This window comes from Mycobacterium colombiense, assembly GCF_001953985.1.
Lineage (GTDB): Bacteria > Actinomycetota > Actinomycetes > Mycobacteriales > Mycobacteriaceae > Mycobacterium > Mycobacterium colombiense_B.
The window spans coordinates 24,719-46,892 of the sequence record NZ_MBEI01000081.1; the positions used below are offsets into that span (position 1 = coordinate 24,719).

Annotated in this window: 17 protein-coding genes; 10 read left to right on the forward strand and 7 right to left on the reverse strand. The window is 70.1% G+C overall.

The window, feature by feature from the left end; all coding sequences use genetic code 11:
- Positions 1–35: 35 nt before the first annotated feature.
- Positions 36–890: a TIGR02569 family protein gene (locus A5732_RS25725; protein ID WP_064877094.1), complete on the forward strand. Its 855-nt coding sequence runs from the start codon at positions 36–38 to the stop codon at positions 888–890.
- Here the strand turns inward: A5732_RS25725 and A5732_RS25730 are convergent.
- The 3 genes from A5732_RS25730 to A5732_RS25740 are packed head-to-tail and all read right to left on the reverse strand — an operon-like array spanning position 887 to position 2,232.
- Positions 887–1,195 (reverse strand): MGMT family protein, encoded by a 309-nt coding sequence (locus A5732_RS25730; RefSeq protein ID WP_076103702.1) that lies wholly within the window; start codon positions 1,193–1,195, stop codon positions 887–889. The genes A5732_RS25725 and A5732_RS25730 overlap by 4 nt on opposite strands.
- A 2-nt stretch (positions 1,196–1,197) precedes the next feature.
- The gene (locus tag A5732_RS25735; RefSeq protein ID WP_076103705.1) at positions 1,198–1,983 is read right to left on the reverse strand and encodes an alpha/beta fold hydrolase; all 786 of its coding nucleotides are present in this window, start codon (positions 1,981–1,983) and stop codon (positions 1,198–1,200) included.
- Between the two features lie 45 nt (positions 1,984–2,028).
- The gene (locus tag A5732_RS25740; protein ID WP_076051099.1) at positions 2,029–2,232 is read right to left on the reverse strand and encodes a hypothetical protein; all 204 of its coding nucleotides are present in this window, start codon (positions 2,230–2,232) and stop codon (positions 2,029–2,031) included.
- A gap of 109 nt (positions 2,233–2,341) precedes the next feature.
- Between A5732_RS25740 and A5732_RS25745 the strand changes: the two genes are divergently transcribed.
- The 4 genes from A5732_RS25745 (at position 2,342) to nudC (ending at position 10,874) form a co-directional block, all read left to right on the forward strand.
- On the forward strand, positions 2,342–5,479 hold the full coding sequence (locus A5732_RS25745) for an ATP-dependent helicase (RefSeq protein WP_076103708.1): 3,138 nt from the start codon (positions 2,342–2,344) through the stop codon (positions 5,477–5,479).
- Positions 5,476–8,778, forward strand: coding sequence for an ATP-dependent helicase (locus A5732_RS25750; RefSeq protein WP_076103732.1), 3,303 nt, complete (start codon positions 5,476–5,478; stop codon positions 8,776–8,778). The genes A5732_RS25745 and A5732_RS25750 overlap by 4 nt, the downstream gene beginning before the upstream one ends.
- A 93-nt stretch (positions 8,779–8,871) precedes the next feature.
- On the forward strand, positions 8,872–9,942 hold the full coding sequence (locus tag A5732_RS25755) for a potassium channel family protein (RefSeq protein WP_065056567.1): 1,071 nt from the start codon (positions 8,872–8,874) through the stop codon (positions 9,940–9,942).
- Positions 9,942–10,874, forward strand: a complete 933-nt coding sequence (gene nudC, locus A5732_RS25760; RefSeq protein WP_076051101.1) for an NAD(+) diphosphatase — start codon at positions 9,942–9,944, stop codon at positions 10,872–10,874. The genes A5732_RS25755 and nudC overlap by 1 nt, the downstream gene beginning before the upstream one ends.
- A 7-nt stretch (positions 10,875–10,881) precedes the next feature.
- On the opposite strand, the gene mrx1 is transcribed toward nudC, so the two are convergent.
- Positions 10,882–11,136 (reverse strand): mycoredoxin Mrx1, encoded by a 255-nt coding sequence (gene mrx1 / locus A5732_RS25765; protein ID WP_076051102.1) that lies wholly within the window; start codon positions 11,134–11,136, stop codon positions 10,882–10,884.
- Positions 11,137–11,345: 209 nt separating this feature from the next.
- Between mrx1 and A5732_RS25770 the strand changes: the two genes are divergently transcribed.
- The 3 genes from A5732_RS25770 (at position 11,346) to A5732_RS25775 (ending at position 14,119) form a co-directional block, all read left to right on the forward strand.
- Complete coding sequence (locus A5732_RS25770) at positions 11,346–13,445, forward strand: ATP-dependent DNA helicase UvrD2 (RefSeq protein ID WP_171975105.1); 2,100 nt, start codon at positions 11,346–11,348, stop codon at positions 13,443–13,445.
- Between the two features lie 91 nt (positions 13,446–13,536).
- Positions 13,537–13,704, forward strand: a complete 168-nt coding sequence (locus A5732_RS27435) for a hypothetical protein (RefSeq protein WP_171975106.1) — start codon at positions 13,537–13,539, stop codon at positions 13,702–13,704.
- Positions 13,705–13,846: 142 nt separating this feature from the next.
- On the forward strand, positions 13,847–14,119 hold the full coding sequence (locus A5732_RS25775) for a WhiB family transcriptional regulator (protein ID WP_076051103.1): 273 nt from the start codon (positions 13,847–13,849) through the stop codon (positions 14,117–14,119).
- Here A5732_RS25775 and A5732_RS25780 read toward each other — a convergent pair.
- From A5732_RS25780 to A5732_RS25790, 3 genes are all read right to left on the reverse strand, one after another.
- Positions 14,116–15,465 carry a macrolide-binding ATPase MABP-1 gene (locus A5732_RS25780; protein WP_076103737.1) on the reverse strand — a complete coding sequence of 450 codons (1,350 nt, stop codon included), beginning with the start codon at positions 15,463–15,465 and terminating at the stop codon, positions 14,116–14,118. The two genes, A5732_RS25775 and A5732_RS25780, sit on opposite strands and share 4 nt — an antisense overlap.
- A gap of 123 nt (positions 15,466–15,588) precedes the next feature.
- Positions 15,589–16,455, reverse strand: a complete 867-nt coding sequence (locus A5732_RS25785; protein ID WP_076103711.1) for a cyclodehydratase — start codon at positions 16,453–16,455, stop codon at positions 15,589–15,591.
- A 36-nt stretch (positions 16,456–16,491) separates the two neighbouring features.
- Positions 16,492–17,880: a zinc-dependent metalloprotease gene (locus A5732_RS25790; RefSeq protein ID WP_170879922.1), complete on the reverse strand. Its 1,389-nt coding sequence runs from the start codon at positions 17,878–17,880 to the stop codon at positions 16,492–16,494.
- A 104-nt stretch (positions 17,881–17,984) separates the two neighbouring features.
- On the opposite strand from A5732_RS25790, the gene A5732_RS25795 reads away from it, so the two are divergent.
- Complete coding sequence (locus A5732_RS25795; protein ID WP_065125961.1) at positions 17,985–19,007, forward strand: YlbL family protein; 1,023 nt, start codon at positions 17,985–17,987, stop codon at positions 19,005–19,007.
- A 74-nt stretch (positions 19,008–19,081) separates the two neighbouring features.
- Positions 19,082–22,063 carry a UPF0182 family protein gene (locus tag A5732_RS25800; RefSeq protein WP_076103713.1) on the forward strand — a complete coding sequence of 994 codons (2,982 nt, stop codon included), beginning with the start codon at positions 19,082–19,084 and terminating at the stop codon, positions 22,061–22,063.
- Positions 22,064–22,174: the final 111 nt, after the last annotated feature.

Consider the following 22,174-nt stretch of genomic DNA (forward strand, 5'->3'; position numbering starts at 1 on the left):
CCGGAACGCCTGTTGGACTCGTTTAGAGTACCGGTGTGACAGTCGAGCCACCGCCGGATCATGTGCTGTCGGCGTTTGGTTTGGCCGGCGTTAAACCCGTCTATCTGGGGGCCAGCTGGGAGGGTGGCTGGCGGTGCGGCGAAGTCGTCTTGTCGCTGGTGGCCGACAACGCGCGCGCGGCCTGGTCCGCGCGGGTGCGCGAGACCCTGTTCGTCGACGGCGTCCGGCTGGCCCGGCCGGTCCGTTCCACCGACGGGCGCTACGTCGTTTCCGGTTGGCGGGCGGACACCTTCGTGGCCGGGACACCGGAGCCCCGTCACGACGAAGTCGTCTCCGCGGCGGTGCGGCTGCACGAGGCTACGGGCAAACTGGACCGGCCCCGCTTCCTGACCCAGGGGCCCACGGCGCCGTGGGGCGACGTCGACATCTTCATCGCCGCCGACCGGGCGGCGTGGGAGGAACGGCCGCTGGCCTCGGTGCCGCCGGGCGCGCGGGTGGCCCCGCCGACGGCGGACGCCGAGCGGTCGGTGGAGCTGCTCCACCAGCTCGCCACCCTGCGTAAGCCGACCAAGAGCCCCAACCAGCTGGTGCACGGGGACCTTTACGGCACAGTGCTTTTCGTCGGCACCGCGGCGCCGGGAATCACCGACATCACCCCGTACTGGCGGCCGGCCTCGTGGGCGGCGGGCGTGGTCGTCATCGACGCGCTGTCCTGGGGCGAGGCCGACGACGGCCTGATCGAGCGCTGGAACGCCCTGCCGGAGTGGCCGCAGATGTTGTTGCGGGCGTTGATGTTTCGCCTCGCAGTGCACGCGCTGCACCCGCGGTCGACGGCCGAGGCGTTCCCCGGCCTGGCGCGCACCGCGGCGCTGGTCCGGCTGGTGCTCTAGCGTCCGTCGGGGAACTCGTAGCGAACCTCGCGCAGCGCGATCCTGCCGTCGGTCGCCAGCACCCCTTCGGCGCGCAACAACTCCAGCTGCCGGGTCGTCAGGTGCCGTGCCGGGCGCCCGGAGGCGGTGATCACCCGGTGCCAGGGCAGGTCGGAGGAGTCGGTCCGCATGATCCAGCCGACGATGCGCGGGCTGGAAAGCCCTGCGACAGTGGCGATGTCGCCGTAGGTGGCCACCCGGCCGGACGGGATCGCGGCGACCAGCGCACGCACCCGCTCGACCTGCTCGTCGGTCACCGGCGCCATCTTCAGCGCGCTTCCAGCAGTTCGCGGGTCAACGCGGCGACCTCGTCGGGTTTGGCGTAGGGCACCATGTGGTTGCAGTCGAAGTCCAGCAGCCGGAAATCCGATCCCAACCGCCGCGCCAAGTCTTCGACGAGTTTGTCGGTGACATAGGGCGGGGTGGTGCGCTTGGCCCGCACCAGGACGGTCGGGGTCTTCGTCGGCGGCAGCACGGTGTCGCGGGCCAACTCGCTCCAGTACGCCATCATCGCCGGCAGGCTGACCCGCCAGCCGTAGCGCCCGCCCGGCAGCGCGATCAGATGCTCGTCGACCTCGGCGTCCAGCAGGGCGGGCTCGACATCGGACCACGAGCCGTGCACCTTCTCCAGGCGCGCCTCCTCGACGTCCGGATAGTCGGGCGAGGACAGCATCGCCTCGGCGATCTCGCGCATCCAGTCACCGTTCAGCCCGACCGCCGGGTCGAGCAGCAGCAGCCCCGCCACCAGGTCGGGACGGGCCGCGGCCAGGTGCATCGCCAGCCCGCCGCCGAAGGAGTGGCCCACGATCACCACCGGAGTGTCGGGCTGTTCGTCGAGAAGCGCGGCCAGCGCCGCGACATTGGCGTCGATGGTCCACGGCGCGGCCCACGAGGATCGGCCGTGGCCGAGCAGATCCGGTGCGGCGATGCCGATTCCGGGCAGAAAGCCGGACAGATGCTGCCAACGCTGGCCGTGGCCGGTCAGCCCGTGCAGCGCCAGGATCTGCACCGGACCGGATGGGCCGTAGCGGTGCACATGCAACTTCGCGGTCACCCGTCGATGGTGCCAGCCACCACGATCACGATGTAGGGGCGGTCCTCATCGGTCGTCATCCCGATCGTCCTCGGTGGGGACGATGTAGGCCTGCTCGATCACGTCGGCCTCGTTGGCTTCCCGGTCCCCGGCGGCGGCCACGTAGTCGGTGTCCAGGCCGGTCTCGTCGTCGAAATCGATGGGCCGCGATTGTTCCACCGCGTCGCCTTCGGGCGCCTCGTCGACGGGAAAGCCGCGTTCGTCCTGCATGGTCTTGCACCCTCCTTCCGGTCTGCTCCTCGCTCCGGCCTCCAGGGTAGGTGCCGGTGGCGCTGCCGGGCGGACGAAACTTGTCACACCCTGGTGATTGCATGCAGCCATGTCACATACCTGGGACACCGACGCGGATGCTCTGCTGGCGCCCGGTACGCGCGGGGTCATTCGGGTTCTCGGTGGGCCCGGCACCGGCAAGAGCAGCCTGCTGATCGACGCCGCCGTCGTCCAGATTGACGCCGGTGTCAACCCGGAATCGGTTCTGCTGCTTACCGGTTCCGGTCGGATTGAGATGGCCGAGCGCAGCGCGCTGACGACGGCGTTGCTGCGCTCGCGATCCACCGGCGGGGGCCGGGCCGCCGTGAGCGAGCCGCTGGTGCGGACCGTGCACGGGTATGCGTACGCGGTCTTACGGCGCGCGGCCGAGCGCGCCGGCGAGGCGCCCCCGCGGCTGGTCACCAGCGCCGAACAGGACGCCATCATCCGGGAGCTGCTGGCCGGCGACCTCGAAGACGGACCGCGCGCCGCCACGGCCTGGCCGGCCCAGCTGCGTCCCGCGCTGAGCACCGCCGGCTTTGCCACCGAACTGCGAAACCTGTTGGCCCGCTGCGCCGAACGCGGTGTGGATCCCCAGGAACTGGAGCGGCTGGGCCGTCGTTGCCGGCGGCCGGAGTGGACCGCCGCCGGCCAATTCGCGCGCCAGTACGAGCAGGTGATGCCTGACCGCGCCGCGGTGGGCACGGCCGCGCCGGAGGCCACCACACCCGCGCTGGGCGCCGCCGAATTGGTCGGCGCCGCACTGGAAGCGTTCGCCGTCGACCCCGAATTGCTGTCCGCCGAACGCGGCCGGATCCGCGTCCTGCTGGTCGACGACGCACAGCAGCTCGACCCGCAGGCCGCCCGCCTGGTTCGGGTTCTCGCGGCGGGCGCCGAGCTGGCGCTGATCGCCGGGGATCCCAACCAGGCGGTCTTCGGCTTCCGGGGTGGCGAACCCGCCGGGTTGCTCGGCGGCGACGCCCCCTCGGTGACGCTGACGACGTCGCATCGCTGTGCCCCCGCCGTGGCGCGCGCGGTCAGCGGTATCGCCGGCCGGTTACCGGGGGGCAGCAGCGGCCGGCAGATCGATGGCGCCGGGGCAGGGGAGGGGTCGGTCACGGTGCGGTTGGCCGCGTCCGCGCACGCCGAGGCGGCGACCATCGCCGACGCGCTGCGGCGCGCACACCTGGTCGACGGCGTGCCCTGGTCGCAGATGGCGGTCATCGTCCGGTCGGTGCCGCGGGCCGGTGCGCGATTGCCGCGCGCGTTGGCCGCCGCCGGGGTGCCGGTGGCGGCACCGGCGGTCCCCGGGCCGTTGTCCGAGGAGCCGGCCGCGCGCGCCCTGCTCACCGTGCTGTTGGCCACCGCCGACGGGCTCGACGGGCAGCAGGCGCTGGCGCTGCTGACCGGTCCCATCGGTCGTGTCGATCCGGTTTCGCTGCGCCAGCTGCGCCGAACACTGCAGCGCGCCAACCCCGATCGCGCACCGGCGGATTTCGCCGACCTGTTGGCCGAGGCGCTGTCCGGTGCCGCGACGCCGCCGGGTCCGCAGTTCGCGCCGCTGCGAAAGGTCCGCGCTGTGCTGGACGCGGCCGCGCGCTCGCACCGCGCCGGTGACGACCCGCGCTACACCCTGTGGGCCGCCTGGCACCGGTCCGGGTTGCAGCGCCGCTGGTTGTCGGTGAGCGAGCGCGGCGGTCCCGCAGCGGCCCAGGCCACCCGGGACCTCGAGTCGGTGACGGCGTTGTTCGACGTCACCGACGACTACGTGTCGCGCACCTCGGGTGCGTCGCTGCGCGGTCTGGTCGAGCACATCGCCGCGCTGGCGCTGCCGAGCGCGACCCCCGAGCCCGTTGCCGCGGCCGAGCGGGTCAGGGTGCTCAGCGCGCACGCCGCGCTGGGGCACGAATGGGATTTCGTGGTCATCGCCGGATTACAGGATGGCTTGTGGCCCAACACCGTTCCGCGCGGCGGCGTGCTGGCCACCCAGCGCCTGCTGGACGTGCTGGACGGGGTCGGCGCTGACGCCTCGGTGCGCGCGCCGCTGCTGGCCGAGGAGCGCAGGCTGCTGGTGGCGGCGATGGGCCGGGCCCGGCGCCGGTTGTTGGTGACGGCCGTCGACAGCGACACCGGTGGGGCCGGCGTGGAGGCCGCGCTGCCGTCGGTGTTCTTCGCCGAAATCGCGCAGTGGGCCGACGACGACGCCGATAGCGCCTGCGTGCAACCGGTCTCGGCGCCGCGGGTGTTGTCCGCGGCCGCGCTGGTGGGCCGGCTGCGTGGCGTGGTGTGCGCGCCCGAGGGCGCGGTGGACGCGCTCGCCCGCGATTGCGCGGCAACGCAATTGGCGCGGTTGGCCAAGGCCGGCGTGCCCGGCGCCGACCCGGCCGGGTGGCACGGCCTGATCCCGGTCAGCACCAGCGAACCGCTGCGCGGCAGCGGCGACGTGGTCACCCTGACGCCGTCGACGCTGCAGACCCTCAACGATTGCCCGCTGCGCTGGCTCGCCGAGCGGCACGGCGGATCCGGCCCGCGCGACGTGCGCTCGGCGATCGGGTCGGTGGTGCACGCCCTGATCGCCGAACCGCACCGCAGCGAAGAGGAATTGCTGGCCGGGCTGGACCGCGCCTGGAAGCGTCTTCCCTTTGCCGCGCAATGGCATTCGAACAACGAACTGGCCCGGCACCGCGCCATGCTGGAGGCGTTCATCCAGTGGCGCGCGCAGACCCGGGGCGCACTGACCGAGGTCGGCGTCGAGGTCGAGATCGAGGGAACGATGGCCACCGGCGACGGCGGCGAGGTGCGGCTGCGTGGCCGTGTCGACCGGCTGGAGCGCGACGCCGCCGGCCGGCTGGTGATCGTCGACATCAAAACCGGAAAGACGCCGGTCAGCAAGGACGATGCGCAACAACACGCCCAGCTCGCCATGTATCAGCTTGCGGTGGCAGAAGGATTGGTGGGCAACGGGATCGACAACGTCGAACCCGGCGGCGCGCGGCTGGTCTACGTCGGCAAGACCGGGGCGTCCGGAGTGGCCGAACGCGAACAGGATCCGCTGACGGCCGCCGCCGGCGACGAATGGCGCGAGGTCATCGGGCGCGCGGCCGGCGCAACATCCGGCCCGCAGTTCATCGCCCGGCGCAACGACGGCTGCACCCATTGCCCCATCCGGCCGAACTGCCCGGCCCACGCCGACGGGGCGCAGCGATGACCCCGCCGCACTACAGCCCCGCCGAATTGGCCAGCGCGCTAGGGCTTTTCCCACCGACCGACGAGCAGGCCGCCGTCATCGCCGCGCCGCCCGGTCCGCTGGTGGTGATCGCCGGCGCCGGCGCAGGCAAGACCGAAACCATGGCGGCGCGGGTGGTGTGGCTGATCGCCAACGGCTACGCGGAACCCGGTCAGGTGCTGGGCTTGACGTTCACCCGCAAGGCCGCCGGTCAGCTGCTGCGCCGGGTGCGGTCCCGACTGGCCCGGCTGGCCGGCGTCGGCCTGAGCGCGCCGGGTGCGGCCGTCGACGCCGAGGGTGCTCCCACGGTCAGCACGTACCACGCCTTCGCGGGCTCGCTGCTGCGCGACTACGGGCTGCTGCTGCCCGTCGAGCCCGACACCCGGCTGCTGAGCGAAACCGAGTTGTGGCAGCTGGCTTTCGACGTGGTGAACGGCTATCCCGGCGATCTGCGGACCGACAAGAACCCGGCGGCCGTCACCTCGATGGTGCTGCGGCTGTGGGGGCAGCTGGCCGAACATCTGGTGGACACCGGCCAGCTGCGCGACACCCACGTCGAGCTGGAGCGGCTGATCCACTGCCTGCCCGCGGGCCCCTATCAGCGGGACCGCGGCCCCAGCCAATGGCTGCTCCGGCTGCTGGCCACCCAGACCGAACGCACCGAGCTGGTGCCACTGCTCGACGCGCTCAACGACCGCATGCGCGCGGCGAAGGTGATGGACTTCGGGATGCAGATGGCCTCGGCGGCCCGGCTGGCGGCGACGTTCCCGCAAGTCGGCGAGGATCTGCGGGCCCGCTACCGGGTGGTGTTGCTCGACGAGTACCAGGACACCGGCCACGCCCAACGCATCGCGCTCTCAGCACTATTCGGCGGTGGGGTCGACGACGGGCTGGCGCTCACCGCCGTCGGCGACCCGATTCAGTCGATCTACGGCTGGCGCGGCGCCTCGGCGACCAACCTGCCGCGGTTCACCACCGACTTCCCCCGATCCGACGGCACCCCCGCCCCGGTCTTGGAGTTGCGGACCAGCTGGCGCAATCCGCCCCGGACGCTGCGGGTGGCCAACGCGGTGTCGGCGGAGGCGCGGCGGCGATCGGTGGCCGTGCACGCGCTGCGCCCGCGCCCGGACGCCCCGCCCGGCACCGTCCGCTGCGCATTGCTGCCCGATGTGACCGCCGAGCGCGAGTGGATCGCCGATCACCTCGACGCGCGGTACCGGCAGGCCCGCGACGAGGGCGTCGGCCCGCCGACGGCCGCGGTGCTGGTGCGCCGCAACGCCGATGCCGCGCCCATCGCCGACGCGCTGCGCGCCCGCGGCGTCCCCGTCGAGGTCGTCGGGCTGGCCGGGCTGCTGGCCATCCCCGAGGTCGCCGAGGTGGTGGCCATGCTGCGACTGGTCGCCGATCCGACGGCCGGCGCGGCGGCGATGCGGGTGCTCACCGGTTCACGCTGGCGGTTGGGCGCCCGCGACCTCGCGGCGCTGTGGCGGCGGGCGTGTGCGCTGGCCGGGGTGGCCCAGCCCGCCGAAGCATCCTCGCCCGAGTCGATGCTGGCCGCGGCCGGACCCGACGCGGACACCGTGTGCCTGGCCGACGCGATCGCCGATCCCGGTGCGGCCGGGGCGTATTCGGCTGCCGGATACCAGCGCATCACCGCGCTGTCCGCCGAACTGAGCGCCCTGCGCGGCCACCTCGGACATCCGCTCCCGGACTTGGTCGCCGAGGTGCGCCGGGTGCTTGGCATCGATTGCGAAGTCCGGGCCGCGGCGGGGGTCGGGGCCGGCTGGGCCGGCACCGAGCACCTGGATGCGTTCGCCGACGTCGTCGCCGGATACGCCGAACGCACCGACGCCGCGACCGGGCCGGCGGACGGATCGGCTGCCACCTCGGTGACCGGCCTGCTGGCTTTCCTGGACGTCGCCGAGTCGGTCGAGAACGGTTTGGCACCAGCACCATTGGCGGTCGCCCGCGACCGCGTCCAGGTGCTCACCGTGCACTCCGCGAAGGGGCTGGAATGGCAGGTCGTCGCGGTGGCCCACCTGTCCGGCGGCACCTTTCCGTCGACGGCGTCGAAGAGCACCTGGCTCACCGACGCCGCCGAGCTGCCGCCGCTGTTGCGCGGCGACCGCGCCGCCGCGGGCGCGCTGGGCATCCCGGTGATGGACACTTCGGACGTCACCAACCGAAAGCAGCTGTCGGACAAGATCTCCGAGCATCGTCGCCAGCTCGAGCAGCGGCGCGTCGACGAGGAGCGCCGGTTGCTGTATGTCGCCATCACCCGCGCCGAGGACACGCTGCTGGTGTCCGGGCATCACTGGGCGGCCACCGGCATCAAGCCGCGCGGCCCGTCGGACTTCCTGTGCGAGATCAAGGCCGTCATCGACGATTCGGCCGCGGCCGGCGACCCCTGCGGAACGGTGGAACACTGGGCCCCGGCGCCCGCCGATGGCGAGCGAAACCCGCTGCGCGACACCGTCATCGAAGCGGTATGGCCGCCCGATCCGCTTGCGACGCGGCGGGACGACGTCGAGCACGGCGCCGCGCTGGTAGCGCAGGCGTTGCAGGCCGATGCGACCGAGGCGTACGTCGATGTGGACGGTTGGGCCGCCGACGTCGACGCGCTGCTGGCCGAGCGCGCCCGGCTGGTGCAGCCGCCGGCGCCAGTCCTGCCGGGCCAGTTGTCGGTCAGCTCGCTGGTAGGCCTGGCCCGCGACCCGGCGGGCACCGCGCAGCGGTTGAGGCACCGGCTGCCATCGCGGCCGGAGCCGCATGCACTGCTGGGCAATGCCTTTCACGCGTGGGTCCAGAAATTCTACGGCGCCGAGTGTCTGTTCGATCTCGGCGATCTGCCCGGCGCGGCAGACTCCGACGTCGGCGACACCGCGGAACTGGCCGCGTTGCAAGACGCTTTCACCGAATCACCTTGGGCAGCAAGAACTCCCGTGGCAATCGAGGTGCCGTTCGAGATGCCGATCGGCGACACGCTGGTGCGCGGACGCATCGACGCCGTCTTCGCCGATCCCGACGGCGGTGCCACCGTGGTGGACTGGAAAACCGGCGAACCGCCGCACGGGCCGGAAGCGATGCGGCAGGCCGCCGTCCAGCTCGCCGTGTACCGCGTGGCCTGGGCGGCGTTGGCCGGCATCCCGGAATCCTCGGTGCGCACCGCCTTCCATTATGTGCGCGCCCGCACCACGGTGATTCCCGAGGAACTGCCGAGCGCCGCCGAGGTCGCGGGGCTGCTGACGGATCCGGCCGGCGATCCTCGCGCCCCGGTGTGACCTGCGCCGCCGGAGTATTGGGGAAGCTGTGGCCGTGGTTACATAAGACGGTGCGTGTCGCGTGCGCAGCAGGTAACCCGATGATGGACCGCCGTGGGCAACGGTAGGTCCCGAAAGCTGAGCGGTCTGGACGAAACCCTGACGGCTCAGCGCGGTCACCAGCTGATCGGCGTGGTGCGTATCCCCGAGGAGCACGCGAGTCCCATCCGCGTCATCACCCGGCGCCTGGCCATCGCGCTGGTAGTGCTGTTCGCCGCGGCCGTCATCGTCTATCTGGATCGCAACGGCTACCGCGACGTCCGTAACGAGCCGCTGACCTTCTTGGACTGCGTGTACTTCTCCGCGGTGTCCCTGTCGACCACCGGCTACGGCGACATCACGCCGTACACCGAAACCGCGCGCCTGGTGCACACGCTGATCTTCACCGCGCTGCGGATCGCGTTCCTGGCCGTGTTGGTCGGCACCACGCTCGAAGTGCTCTCCGAGCGGTCTCGCCAAGGGTGGAAGATTCAGCGTTGGAGGAGCAGAGTGCGCAACCACACCATCGTGATCGGCTACGGCACTAAGGGGAAGACCGCGGTCGCGGCCATCCTCGGTGACGAGACCGTGCAGACGGAGGTCGTCGTCGTCGACACCGATCGCAGCACGCTTGAGCACGCCGAAAGCGCGGGGCTGGTCACGCTGCACGGAGATGCCACCAAGGCCGACGTGCTGCGGCTGGCCGGCGCCCAGCATGCGGCGTCCATCATCGTCGCCACCAGCCGCGACGACACCGCGGTGCTGGTGACGCTGACGGCGCGCGAACTCGCACCCCACGCCAAGATCGTCGCCTCCATCCGCGAGACCGAGAACCAGCACCTGCTGCAGCAGTCGGGCGCGGACTCGGTGGTGGTGTCCTCGGCCACCGCCGGGCGGCTACTCGGGCTGGCCACGACCACCCCCAGCGTCGTGGAGATGATCGAGGATCTGCTGACCCCCGACGCCGGGCTGGCCATCGCCGAGCGTGAGGTGGAGCAGACCGAAGTCGGCGGGTCGCCGCGACATCTGCGCGACACCGTGCTCGGCGTGGTGCGCGACGGCCGGCTGCTGCGCATCGGCGCGCCGGAAGTGGATGCCATCGAGGCCCACGACCGACTGCTCTACATCCGAAACGCCGACCACTGATGGCGATCGCGGACTTTCAGCTGCGCAGCGTGCCGCTGCTGTCGCGGGTGGGCGCCGACCGCGCCGATCAGCTGCGCACCGACGTCGAGGCGGCGGCCGCCGGCTGGGCGGATGCGGCGCTGCTGCGGGTGGATTCGCGCAACCAGGTGCTGGCCGCCAACGGCCGGGTAGTGCTCGGCGCCGCCGCCGAACTGGGCGACAAGCCCCCGCCGGAGGCGGTGTTTTTGGGGCGCATCGAGGACGGCCGCCACGTCTGGGGCATCCGCGGCGCGCTGCAGGCTCCGGATGACCCCGCCGCACACGCGGAGGTGGTGAACCTGCGCAGCCTCGGCCCGATCTTCGACGACACCAGCAGTCAGCTGGTGTCCGCGGCCGTCGCCCTGCTGAACTGGCATGAGAAGGCCCGTTTCAGCCCCGAGGACGGCTCGCCGACGAGGCCGGCCCGGGCGGGCTGGGCACGCGTCAACCCGGTGACCGGTCGCGAGGAGTTCCCGCGTATCGACCCGGCGGTGATCTGCCTGGTCCACGACGGCGGTGACCGCGCGGTGCTGGCCCGCCAGGCGGTGTGGCCGGAGCGGATGTTCTCGCTGCTGGCCGGATTCGTCGAGGCCGGTGAGTCTTTCGAGGTGTGCGTCGCCCGGGAGATCCGCGAGGAGATCGGGCTGACCGTCCGCGACGTGCGATACCTGGGCAGTCAGCCGTGGCCGTTCCCGCGCTCGCTGATGGTCGGCTTCCACGCCGTCGCCGACCCGGCCGAGGAATTCGCGTTCAACGACGGCGAGATCGCCGAGGCGGCATGGTTCACGCGCGACGAGGTGCGCACCGCACTGGCGGCCGGGGACTGGTCCAGCTCGTCGGAATCGAATCTTCTTCTGCCCGGGTCGATCTCGATCGCCCGCGTGATCATCGAATCCTGGGCCGCGATCGACTGACCGGCGCCTAGCTGCCGGCCTCGGCCAGCTTCGCCTTCACCTCGGCGGCGCTCGGATTGGTCAGGGTCGATCCGTCGGCGAATTTCACCGTCGGAACCGTCCTGTTGCCGCCGTTGACCGAGCTGACGAAGTCAGCGGCCGCCGCGTCGTGCTCGATGTCGACCGCCTCGTAGGCAATGCCGTTGGACTTGAGCACGGTCATGAGCCGATGGCAGTAGCCACACCAGGAGGTCGTGTAGACGGTGAGCGGGGCAGAGGTCATGGTTGGTTAACGTAGCCCGGCGACGATGCATTCCGCGAAGCGGGATGCGGAGGAGCGGGCGATCAGCCGTAGCCCGGCGACGATGCATTCCGCGAAGCGGGATGCGGAGGAGCGGGATCCGCCGACTCGCCGGGGCGACACGCCAAGCCCGTCGATTAAGGCGTGGCGATGCGTCGGGTTTGTCGGCGACCGCTGCCAAGATGGACGCCATGCCGACGGTCGCCGATCCTTTGACAGCCGGGCTGGACGACGAGCAGCGCGAGGCCGTGCTGGCTCCCCGCGGCCCGGTCTGTGTGCTCGCGGGCGCCGGAACGGGAAAGACCCGCACCATCACGCACCGGATCGCCCAGCTGGTCGCCAGCGGTCACGTCGCGGCCGGTCAGGTGCTGGCCGTCACGTTCACCCAGCGGGCGGCGGGGGAGATGCGCTCGAGGTTGCGGATGATCGACGCCGCCGCGGGCGCGGACACCACCGTCGGCGCGGTCTCGGCCCTGACGTTTCACGCGGCCGCCCACCGGCAGCTGCGGTATTTCTGGCCGCGGGTGGTCGGCGACACCGGGTGGCAGCTGTTGGACAGCAAGTTCGCCGTCGTCGCCCGGGCGGCCGGCCGCGCCCGGATCAATGCCAGCACCGACGACGTGCGCGACCTGGCCGGCGAGATCGAGTGGGCCAAAGCGTCGCTGATCGGGCCCGAGGAATACCCGGCCGCGGTGGCCGCCGCCGCGCGCGACATCCCATTGGACGCCGCCCGGGTCGCCACCGTCTACGCCGCCTACGAGGCGCTCAAGGCCCGCGGCGACAACGTCACCCTGCTCGACTTCGACGACCTGCTGCTGCACACCGCCGCCGCGATCGAGAACGATCCCGCGGTGGCCGAGGAGTTCCGGGACCGCTACCGCTGCTTCGTCGTCGACGAATACCAGGACGTCACCCCGTTGCAGCAGCGGGTGCTCGCGGCGTGGCTCGGCGATCGCGACGACCTGACCGTGGTGGGCGACGCCAACCAGACCATCTATTCGTTCACCGGGGCCTCGCCGCGGTTCCTGCTCGACTTCTCCCGCCGGTTCCCCGACGCCACCGTGGTACGCCTGGAGCGCGACTACCGCTCCACCCCGCAGGTGGTGTCGTTGGCCAACCAGGTGATCGCCGCGGCCCGCGGCCGGGTCGCCGGCAGCAAGCTGCACCTGGTGGGTCAGCGTGCGCCCGGCCCGGCGCCGTCGTTCCACGAGCACCCCGACGAACCGGCCGAGGCCGCCGCGGTCGCGGCGTCGATCAAGCGGCTCATCGAATCCGGCACTCCGCCGTCGGAGATCGCGGTGCTGTACCGGGTCAACGCGCAATCGGAGATCTACGAGGAGGCGTTGACCGAGGCCGGCATCGCCTATCAGGTTCGCGGCGGCGAGGGCTTCTTCAACCGCCAGGAGATCAAGCAGGCCCTGCTGGCGCTGCATCGGGCCGCCGAGCGCGGCGCCGAAGGGCCGTTACCCGACGTGGTCCGGGCGATCCTGCAACCGCTGGGGCTGACGGCCGAGGAACCCGTCGGTACCCGCGCCCGGGAGCGCTGGGAGGCGCTGTCCGCGCTGGCCGAGCTGGTCGACGACGAGGTGGCGCAGCGTCCGCAGCTGGAACTCCCAGGGTTGGTGGCCGAGCTGCGGACGCGGGCCGACTCGCGGCACCCACCGGTGGTGCAGGGCGTCGCACTGGCGTCGTTGCACGCGGCCAAGGGACTCGAGTGGGACGCGGTGTTTCTGGTCGGCCTGGCCGACGGCACGCTGCCCATCTCGCACGCGTTGGCGCACGGCGCCGAGAGCGAAGCGGTCGAGGAGGAGCGGCGGCTGCTCTACGTCGGGATCACCAGGGCCCGAATACATTTGGGGCTCAGTTGGGCGCTGTCCCGCAGCCCGGGCGGGCGCCAGAGCCGCAAGCCGTCACGCTTCCTCAACGGCATCGCACCCCAGGCGCGGGCCGATGCGGCGCCGAACAAGTCCCGGCGCAACCGGGGCACCGCGACCCGCTGCCGGATCTGCAACAACAACCTCACCACCCCGGCGGCCGTCATGCTGCGCCGCTGCGAGACCTGCGCCGGCGACGTCGACGAGGACCTGCTGCTGCGGCTCAAGGCCTGGCGGCTGGACATCGCCAAGGAGCAGAAGGTGCCCGCCTACGTGGTCTTCACCGACAACACCCTGATCGCCATCGCCGAGCTGCGGCCAAGCGACGAGGACGCGCTGATCGCGATTCCGGGCATCGGCGCCCGCAAGCTGGAGCAGTACGGCCCCGACGTCTTGGGGCTGGTCCACGGGCGCTGACCGGTAAACCGGCTGGTCAGAAAATCGGTTGTGGTCAAAGGCGGTGACCGTTTACCCTCGAAACCGCAACTCGGCACTACGGAGAAGGAGGGTGGCCACGATGCTCAGCGACGCGTTCGGTGTAGGCGTGGTCCGCGCGGCGCTTGCCGCGGGTACCTCCCATGCCGCACACGCCGCCTCGGCGGCCGCGCGTAAGCATCGCGCCGCCGCCGCGACCGACGCGTCCGTAGATGTCGGGGGCCCACCGAAGGCAAGGTAAGCACCAGCCCGGTTTTCTCCCAGATGGCCACGGACCCGAAGTCGCAAGGATCCGTGGCCATAGTTGTAGGGTCGGCACCTCTTCGACCTGGTCCGGATCACTGCCAAGGACAGCAACCAGACCAGGAAGTAGGTGGTAGGACATGTCGGCACCGACAGTCCCCAGACAGGCCCTGCCGTGTCACGTCGGCGATCCCGACCTGTGGTTCGCCGACACCCCAGCCGACCTCGAGCGCGCCAAGACGCTCTGCACCGGCTGCCCGATCCGGCGCCAGTGCCTGGCGGCCGCGTTGGAACGGGCCGAACCCTGGGGTGTGTGGGGCGGCGAAATCATCGACCGCGGTTCGGTGCTGAGCTTCAAACGACCCAGGGGCCGTCCCCGCAAGGACCAGCGGCAAGACGGGGCGGCCGCCTAGGAGGAGACGATGACCTCGTCGGGTTCGGCGAAGCCGGGCACCAGCTCTTCGGAGAGCGCCTTGATCGGCACATGGGCATCGAGCTGGCACAGGATCGCGGCCACCGACATGATCACCCGCATCGGGATGACCAGTTTGGGCGGCAGGTCCATCTGCCGGGCCGTCCGGATCTGCGACACCGACCGATCGATCTCGATGGCCGACATCTTCTGCAGCCACTTACGGGTGTAGTGGAAGACCTCGACTTCGACCGGTTCGACGTACTGACGCAGCATGTCGTCGATGTCGCGCACCGAGACCTGCTGGCCCTTCTGGATGAAGCCGGCCTTCTCCATCGTCGGCAGCAACAAGTCGTAGTTCTTGTCGCGGGCCAACCGGATGCTCATACCGAGCTCGATCGGCAGGCCGAGGGGCAGCGCGGCCACGGCGCCGAAGTCGATCACACCCATCCGGCCGTCGGGAAGCAGCATGAAGTTGCCCGGGTGGGCGTCGCCGTGCAGCATGCCCAACCGCTGTGGCGCGTCGAAGGTGAGCTCGAGCAGCCGGGTGCCCATCAGGTCGCGCTGCTCGACGGTGCCGTGGCGGATGATCTCGGCCATCGGGGTACCCTGCATCCACTCCTGGATCACCACCTTCGGCGCGCTGGCCACGATGCGCGGCACCGCGAAGTGCGGGTGGTCCTGATACGCCTTGGCGAAGGCGCGCTGGTTCTCGGCCTCCAGCCGGTAGTCCAGCTCCATCTCGGTGCGCTCGATCAGCTCGTCGACGACGCCCTCGACGTCGGCGCCCGGCGCGAGTTGCTTGAACACGCCGACCAGCCGCTGCATGGTCTTGAGGTCGGCCCGCAGCGCTTCGTCGGCGCCGGGGTACTGGATCTTGACGGCCACCTCGCGGCCGTCGGACCAGACGCCTTTGTGGACCTGGCCGATGCTGGCCGAGGCCACCGGGGTGTCGTCGAAGGAGCTGAACCGCTCGCGCCATTTGGTGCCCAGCTGGCCGTCGAGCACCCGGTGCACCTTGGCGGCTGGCAGCGGCGGGGCGTCCTTTTGCAGCTTGGTCAGCGCTTCGCGGTACGGCTCGCCGAATTCCTCGGGAATCGCGGCTTCGAGCACCGACAGGGCCTGGCCCACCTTCATTGCGCCGCCCTTGAGCTCGCCCAAGACGGTGAACAGTTGGTGGGCGGCCTTTTCCAGAAGCTCGGCCTGGACCTCGTCCCTGGATTTTCCGGTTAGCCGTTTACCGAATCCGATCGCTGCCCGGCCGGCGAATCCGACCGGAATGCTGGCCAGCTTCGCGTTCCGCGCAGCACGGCCCCGTTTGATGTCAGACACGTACCCATCATCCATGATGGCCAGCGCGATGTGGAGCGATGTCGACAACGCACGTTGTCACGCTAATTAACGGGCTGGTCAACGGGACTCGATCGTCAATGTGGCCTTCACTACAGCCCGCCGAAATCGCCCACGGGATCAGCACGAGCACAGCGGGTGTCTGGCCCAGGGCCGCGTGACGAGCGCGCCCGAGTGCAGGTCGAGTTCCAGGGTCGCGTTCAGCGTCGGGGGCGGCGCCGGTTCGGCCGCCGCCTCCTGCCCGTGCACGGCCGCGATCACCCGGTTCACCTGGCTGAGCGCCAGCGCCGCCGTCGCCAGCACGGTGGCCCGATCGGCGACGCCGACGGTCTCGCGCAGCTGCGCGCAGATGGCCGGCCACGCCGCGTCGCGGTCCCGGCGATGCAGGTCCGCGCAGCCCAGACAGCTGGTCACGCCGGGGATCACCAGCGGGCCCACCAGCCCGATGCCGTCGCGCACCCGCACCAGCAGATGCGCGACGCCCTGGTGGTGCAGGTCGCGCACCATGCGCGGGTCGGCGACCAGGAAGTCCGACAACACCACCAGATCAACGTCGTCGGCCGACACCGCGGCGTGCGGTTGGCTGCTGTGCGCGATCCGCGCGCCCGAGCAGCGCAACGTCTCCAGCATCAGCTCGGACAGCGGCCCGCGGCCGTGGATCCGCACCGAGGCCGCCCGGGCGCGCGGCCGACCGCATTGGGTGGCCACCCCGGCATCGACCAATCGCGCGACCAGGTTTTGCAGCCCGTCGGCGTCGGTCAGGCCGAAATCGAGGGCGCGGCGCTGCAACTCGGGGAGCGGGGTCGGCGACCACATGGTCCGCAACAGCGCGGCCAGCTCGGCCGCGGCCAGGCCGCCAGGTGGGCGGACCAGCACCGCGCGGCGGGGATCCCAGCCCACCTGGACCGCGCCGTCGGGGCGCAGCAGCACCGGCAGCGCAGGATCCAGCGCATAGGTGGAAAGGACGGCCTGGTACCGCTGAGTCACCGCGCCACTGTGGCACGCGGGAGGCGATGGCTCCGGTCAGTTATCCACAGAACCGGGGCCCGGGTCCTCGGGGTCCTGACCCTCGCGCTCGAGTTTGGCGATGGCCTCGTCGATTCCGCTGGTGTCGCCGCCGATGACCCGGTCGATGAAGCCGGCCGGCTCGTCGAGGTCCTCGGCGTCGGGCAGCAGGTCGGGGTGTTGCCAGATGCCGTCGCGGGCGTCCACCCCGGCGGCCTCGGTCAGGCGCTCCCAGAACGCGGCGGCCTCACGCATCTTGCGGGGCCGCAGCTCCAGCCCGACCAGCGTCGCGAAGGTCTGCTCGGCGGGGCCGCTGCTGGCCCGGCGCCGGCGCATCGTCTCGCCCAGCGCGGCCGCGCCGGGAATCCGGTCGCCCAGCGCGCTGGCCACCACCACCTGTACCCAGCCCTCGATCAGGGCGAGCAGCGTCTCGAGGCGCTCCAGCGCCTGCATCTGCGCGGGCGTCGCCTTGGGCTCGAAAACGCCCTGCCCGAGCAGGTTTTCGATCGCCGCCGGATCCGACAGCGACGCCGGATTGAAGTCGCGCGCCAGCTCCTCGATCCCGGACATGTCGATCTGCATGCCCATCGCGTACGCCTCGACGGCGCCCAGCAGCTGGCTCGACAGCCACGGCACGTGACTGAACAGCCGGTGGTGGGCGGCCTCGCGTGCGGCCAGGAACGTCAGGACCTCGCTGCGCGGCCGCTCCAGCCCGGAGGCGAAAGGTTCGACGGCCTCGGGCATGACCGCCGCAATTCCCTTGGGCCCCAACGGCAAACCGATGTCCGTCGACGTCAGCACCTCGCGGGACAGTCGGCCCAGCGCCTGCCCGAGCTGCGAGCCGAACGCCATACCGCCCATCTGCGACATCATCTGCAGCAGCGGACCGGCCATGCTCTTGGCCTCTTCGGGCAACGACGCCGCCCACACCGTCGAAATCTGTTGTGCCATCGGGTCGCACAGCCGCTTCCAGGTTTCCAGCGTGTTGTCGACCCAATCGCCGGGAGTCCAGCCCACCGCCTTGGTGGTGCCCGCGGGCAGCGCAGTGGCGCCGTCCAGCCAGGTTTCCGCCAGGTGCACCGCGTCGGCGATCGCCGAGTTGGTGGTGTCCGGAACCGGTGCCACAAAGCCGATCGAATTCGTCGCGACCCGCCGTGCCAACTCGTAATTGACCGGTCCTGAGGCGGTTCCGCCGGGCCCGACAGTGCCCGCGCTGCTGAACATCTGACCCAGTTGAGTGAAGATCTGCCCCAAATCGCCCATCCCGAATTCACCGCTCATGCCGAAGGCGGCGAACGGGTCGGACGGGTTCGAGCCCGAATCGGGATCTTTTTTCCCGTGCTTGTCGGGGTCGTCTCCAGAGGAGAAGCCGAAAGGCAGGTCAGCCATACCCACAACGGTACTCACCACAAGGTCAGACGGCGCGACCTCGGGTCAGCTTGTAGCTGAACCCTCCTAGCCGAACGTTGTGGCTGAACACCGCTCCGCGGCCGCCGTCTAGTGTGATCGGCGTGAACAGGCGCATCCTGACCTTGATGGTCGCGCTGGTGCCGATCGTCGTGTTCGGCGTGTTGCTGGCGGTGGTGACGGTGCCGTTCGTGTCGTTGGGGCCCGGCCCGACCTTCGACACGCTCGGCGAGGTCGACGGCAAGCAGGTGGTGGCGATCGAGGGCACCCAGACGCACCCGACGACCGGCCACCTCAACATGACGACGGTGTCCCAGCGCGACGACTTGACGCTGGGCGAGGCGCTGACGCTGTGGCTTTCGGACCAGGAACAGCTGGTGCCGCGCGACCTCATCTATCCGCCCGGTAAGTCGCGGGAGGACGTCGACAAGGCCAACAACGCCGACTTCAAGCAATCTGAGGACAGCGCGGCCTATGCGGCCCTGGGTTACCTCAAGTACCCGGCGGCGGTGACGGTCGCCAAGGTTCCCGAGCCGGGTCCGTCGGTGGGCAAGCTCAAGGTCGGCGACGCGATCGATGCGGTCAACGGCGTCCCGGTGGCCACCGTCGACGAGTTCACCGGACTGCTGAAGAACACCAAGCCGGGCCAGGTGGTGACGATCGACTATCGCCGCAAGAACGAGCCGGCCGGTGTGGCGCAGGTCACGCTGGGCACCAACAAAGACCGCGACTATGGCTTCCTTGGCGTGGCGGTGCTCGACGCGCCTTGGGCACCGTTCACCGTGGACTTCAACCTGGCCAACGTCGGCGGGCCGTCCGCCGGATTGATGTTCAGCCTGGCGGTGGTCGACAAATTGACCACCGGCGACCTGGCCAAGTCGAACTTCATCGCGGGCACCGGGACCATTTCGTCCGACGGCAAGGTCGGCCAGATCGGCGGCATCACCCACAAGATGGTCGCCGCGCACGCGGCCGGCGCCACGGTCTTTCTGGTGCCGGCGAAGAATTGCTACGAGGCCAGCTCGGACAATCCGTCCGGCCTGCGGTTGGTCAAGGTCGAGACGCTCGGTCAGGCAGTGGATGCGCTGCACGTGATCGGGTCGGGCGGGCAGCCGCCAAGCTGCTAGCGGACCTCGGCGATCACGGGCAGCGCCATGCGTAGAGTTGTCACCGTCTAGCAATCGATCAGGGAGCGTAGCCAGTGGGGATGCGGCCCACCGCACGGATGCCGAAGCTGACTCGGCGTAGCCGGATTCTGATCCTGATCGCACTCGGTGTGATCGTTCTGCTGCTCGCGGGTCCGCGGCTGATCGACGCCTACGTCGACTGGCTGTGGTTCGGCGAGGTCGGCTATCGCTCGGTGTTTTCCACCGTGCTGGTCACCCGGTTCGTCGTCTTCCTGATCGCCGGGCTGCTGGTGGGCGGCATCGTGTTCGCCGGGCTCGCGGTGGCCTACCGCACCCGCCCGGTGTTCGTGCCGAGCAACGACAACGATCCGGTGGCGCGCTACCGCGCCCTGGTGCTGTCCCGCTTGCGATTGGTGAGCGCCGGGATCCCGGTGGCGGTCGGCCTGCTGGCGGGCATCATCGCCCAAAGCTATTGGGTGCGCATCCAACTGTTCCTGCATGGCGGCGACTTCGGCATCAAGGACCCGCAGTTCGGCAAGGACCTCGGCTTCTATGCGTTCGAGCTGCCGTTCTACCGGCTGCTGCTCAGCTACCTGTTCATCGCGGTCTTCCTGGCATTCCTGGCCAACCTGTTGGCCCACTACATCTTTGGCGGCATCCGGCTTTCCGGTCGCACGGGTGCGCTGAGCCGTTCGGCCAGGATCCAGCTGGTCACCCTGGTCGGGCTGCTGGTCGTGCTCAAAGCGATTGCGTACTGGCTCGACCGCTATGAGTTGTTGTCGCACACCCGCGGCGGCAAGCCCTTCACCGGGGCGGGCTACACCGACATCAACGCGGTGCTGCCGGCGAAACTGATCCTGATGGCGATCGCGCTCATCTGCGCCGCCGCGGTGTTCTCCGCGATCGTGCTCAGGGACTTGAGGATTCCGGCGATCGGGCTGGTCCTGTTGCTGCTGTCGTCGCTGATCGTGGGCGCCGGGTGGCCGTTGATCGTCGAGCAGATCAGCGTCAAACCCAATGCCGCGCAAAAGGAAAGCGAATACATCAGCCGCAGCATCGCCGCGACCCGGCAGGCCTACGGCCTGACCTCGGACCAGGTCACCTATCGCAACTACACCGGCGACGCGCAGGCCACCGCCCAGCAGGTCGCCGATGACCGCGCGACCACGTCGAACATCCGGTTGCTCGACCCGACGATCGTCAGCCCGGCGTTCACCCAGTTCCAGCAGGGCAAGAACTTCTACTACTTCCCCGACCAGCTGTCCATCGACCGCTACCAGGACCGCAACGGGGCGCTGCGTGACTACGTCGTGGCGGCGCGTGAGCTCAACCCCGACCGGCTGATCGACAACCAGCGCGACTGGATCAACCGGCACACCGTCTACACCCACGGCAACGGCTTCATCGCGTCGCCGGCCAACACGGTTCGTGGAATCGCCAACGACCCCAACCAAAACGGCGGCTACCCCGAGTTTCTGGTCAACGTCGTCGGCGCCAATGGCGGCGTGGTGTCCGACGGACCGGCGCCACTCGACCAGCCGCGCGTCTACTTCGGGCCGGTCATCTCCAACACGTCGGCCGACTACGCGATCGTCGGGCGCAATGGCACCGATCGCGAATACGACTACGAGACCAGCAACGAGACCAAGAACTACACCTACACCGGCCTGGGCGGCGTCCCGCTCGGCGACTGGTTGTCGCGCAGCGTGTTCGCCGCGAAGTTCGCCGAGCGAAACTTCTTGTTCTCCAACGTGATCGGCTCGAACAGCAAGATCCTGTTCAACCGTGACCCGGCCCGGCGGGTGGAGGCGGTGGCGCCGTGGCTGACCACCGACAGCTCGGTGTACCCCGCGATCGTCAACAAGCGACTGGTGTGGATCATCGACGGCTACACCACGCTGGACAACTACCCGTATTCCGAACTGACGTCGCTGGAATCGGCGACCGCGGACTCCAACGAGGTGGCGTTCAACAAGCTGGCGCCCGACAAGCGGGTCTCCTACATCCGGAACTCGGTGAAGGCGACCGTCGACGCCTACGACGGCACCGTCAGCCTGTACCAGCAGGACGAACAGGACCCGGTGCTCAGGGCCTGGATGCAGGTCTTCCCGGGCACCGTGAAGCCCAAGAGCGATATCAGCCCGGAGCTGGCCGAGCACCTGCGCTATCCCGAGGATCTGTTCAAGGTGCAGCGGATGCTGCTGGCGAAATACCACGTCAACGATCCGGTGACGTTCTTCTCCACCTCGGATTTCTGGGACGTGCCGCTGGATCCGAACCCGACGGCCAGCAGCTACCAGCCGCCGTATTACATCGTCGCGAAAAACATTGCGAAGAACGACAATACGGCGTCGTATCAGCTGACCAGCGCAATGAACCGGTTCAAGCGTGACTATCTGGCCGCCTACATCAGCGCCAGCTCCGACCCGGCTACGTACGGCAGGATCACCGTGCTGACCATCCCGGGCCAGGTCAACGGACCGAAGCTGGCTAACAACGCGATCACCACCGATCCGGCGGTGTCGCAGGACCTCGGCGTGATCGGGCGCGACAACCAGAACCGGATCCGGTGGGGCAACCTGCTCACCTTGCCGGTGGGGCAGGGCGGGCTGCTCTACGTCGAACCCGTGTACGCCTCCCCGGGGGCGAGCGACGCCGCGTCGTCCTACCCGCGGCTGATCCGGGTGGCGATGATGTACAACGACAAGATCGGGTACGGCCCCACCGTGCGCGACGCGCTGACCGGCCTGTTCGGGCCGGGCGCAGGCGCGGCCGCGACGAGCATTCAGCCCACCGAATCCGGGACACCCGCCGCCGGTCCGCCGGCCAGCGCGCCGGCGCCCGCCGCCGCGCCGGGATCGCCGCCGCCGGTGGCCGCACCGCCGGTGCCCGACGGCTCCGTGGCGCTGTCGCCCGCCAAATCCGCCGCCCTGCAAGAGATTCAGGCGGCGCTCGGTGCGGCGAAAGACGCGCAGAAGAAGGGCGACTTCGCCGGCTATGGTGCCGCGTTGCAGCGCCTGGACGACGCGATCACCAAGTACAACAACACCAAGTAGGTCGGCCTTGGCCGCCGGCTTTCGTGGCTACCATCGTCGCCATCGTCGGCGAGCGGGTGTTGTTGCTTTTCGGCACCGGGCATAGATCGCACGTGTTCGCGCGTTGAAGTC

Coding starts and splice junctions, on each gene's coding strand:
- A5732_RS25730 (WP_076103702.1), bottom strand. CDS start 1,195: ATGGCGCCGGTGACCGACGAGCAGGTCGAGCGGGTGCGTGCGCTGGTC.
- A5732_RS25750 (WP_076103732.1), top strand. CDS start 5,476: ATGACCCCGCCGCACTACAGCCCCGCCGAATTGGCCAGCGCGCTAGGG.
- A5732_RS25770 (WP_171975105.1), top strand. CDS start 11,346: ATGCCGACGGTCGCCGATCCTTTGACAGCCGGGCTGGACGACGAGCAG.
- A5732_RS25775 (WP_076051103.1), top strand. CDS start 13,847: ATGTCGGCACCGACAGTCCCCAGACAGGCCCTGCCGTGTCACGTCGGC.
- nudC (WP_076051101.1), top strand. CDS start 9,942: ATGGCGATCGCGGACTTTCAGCTGCGCAGCGTGCCGCTGCTGTCGCGG.
- A5732_RS25780 (WP_076103737.1), bottom strand. CDS start 15,465: ATGGATGATGGGTACGTGTCTGACATCAAACGGGGCCGTGCTGCGCGG.
- A5732_RS25740 (WP_076051099.1), bottom strand. CDS start 2,232: ATGCAGGACGAACGCGGCTTTCCCGTCGACGAGGCGCCCGAAGGCGAC.
- mrx1 (WP_076051102.1), bottom strand. CDS start 11,136: ATGACCTCTGCCCCGCTCACCGTCTACACGACCTCCTGGTGTGGCTAC.
- A5732_RS25745 (WP_076103708.1), top strand. CDS start 2,342: ATGTCACATACCTGGGACACCGACGCGGATGCTCTGCTGGCGCCCGGT.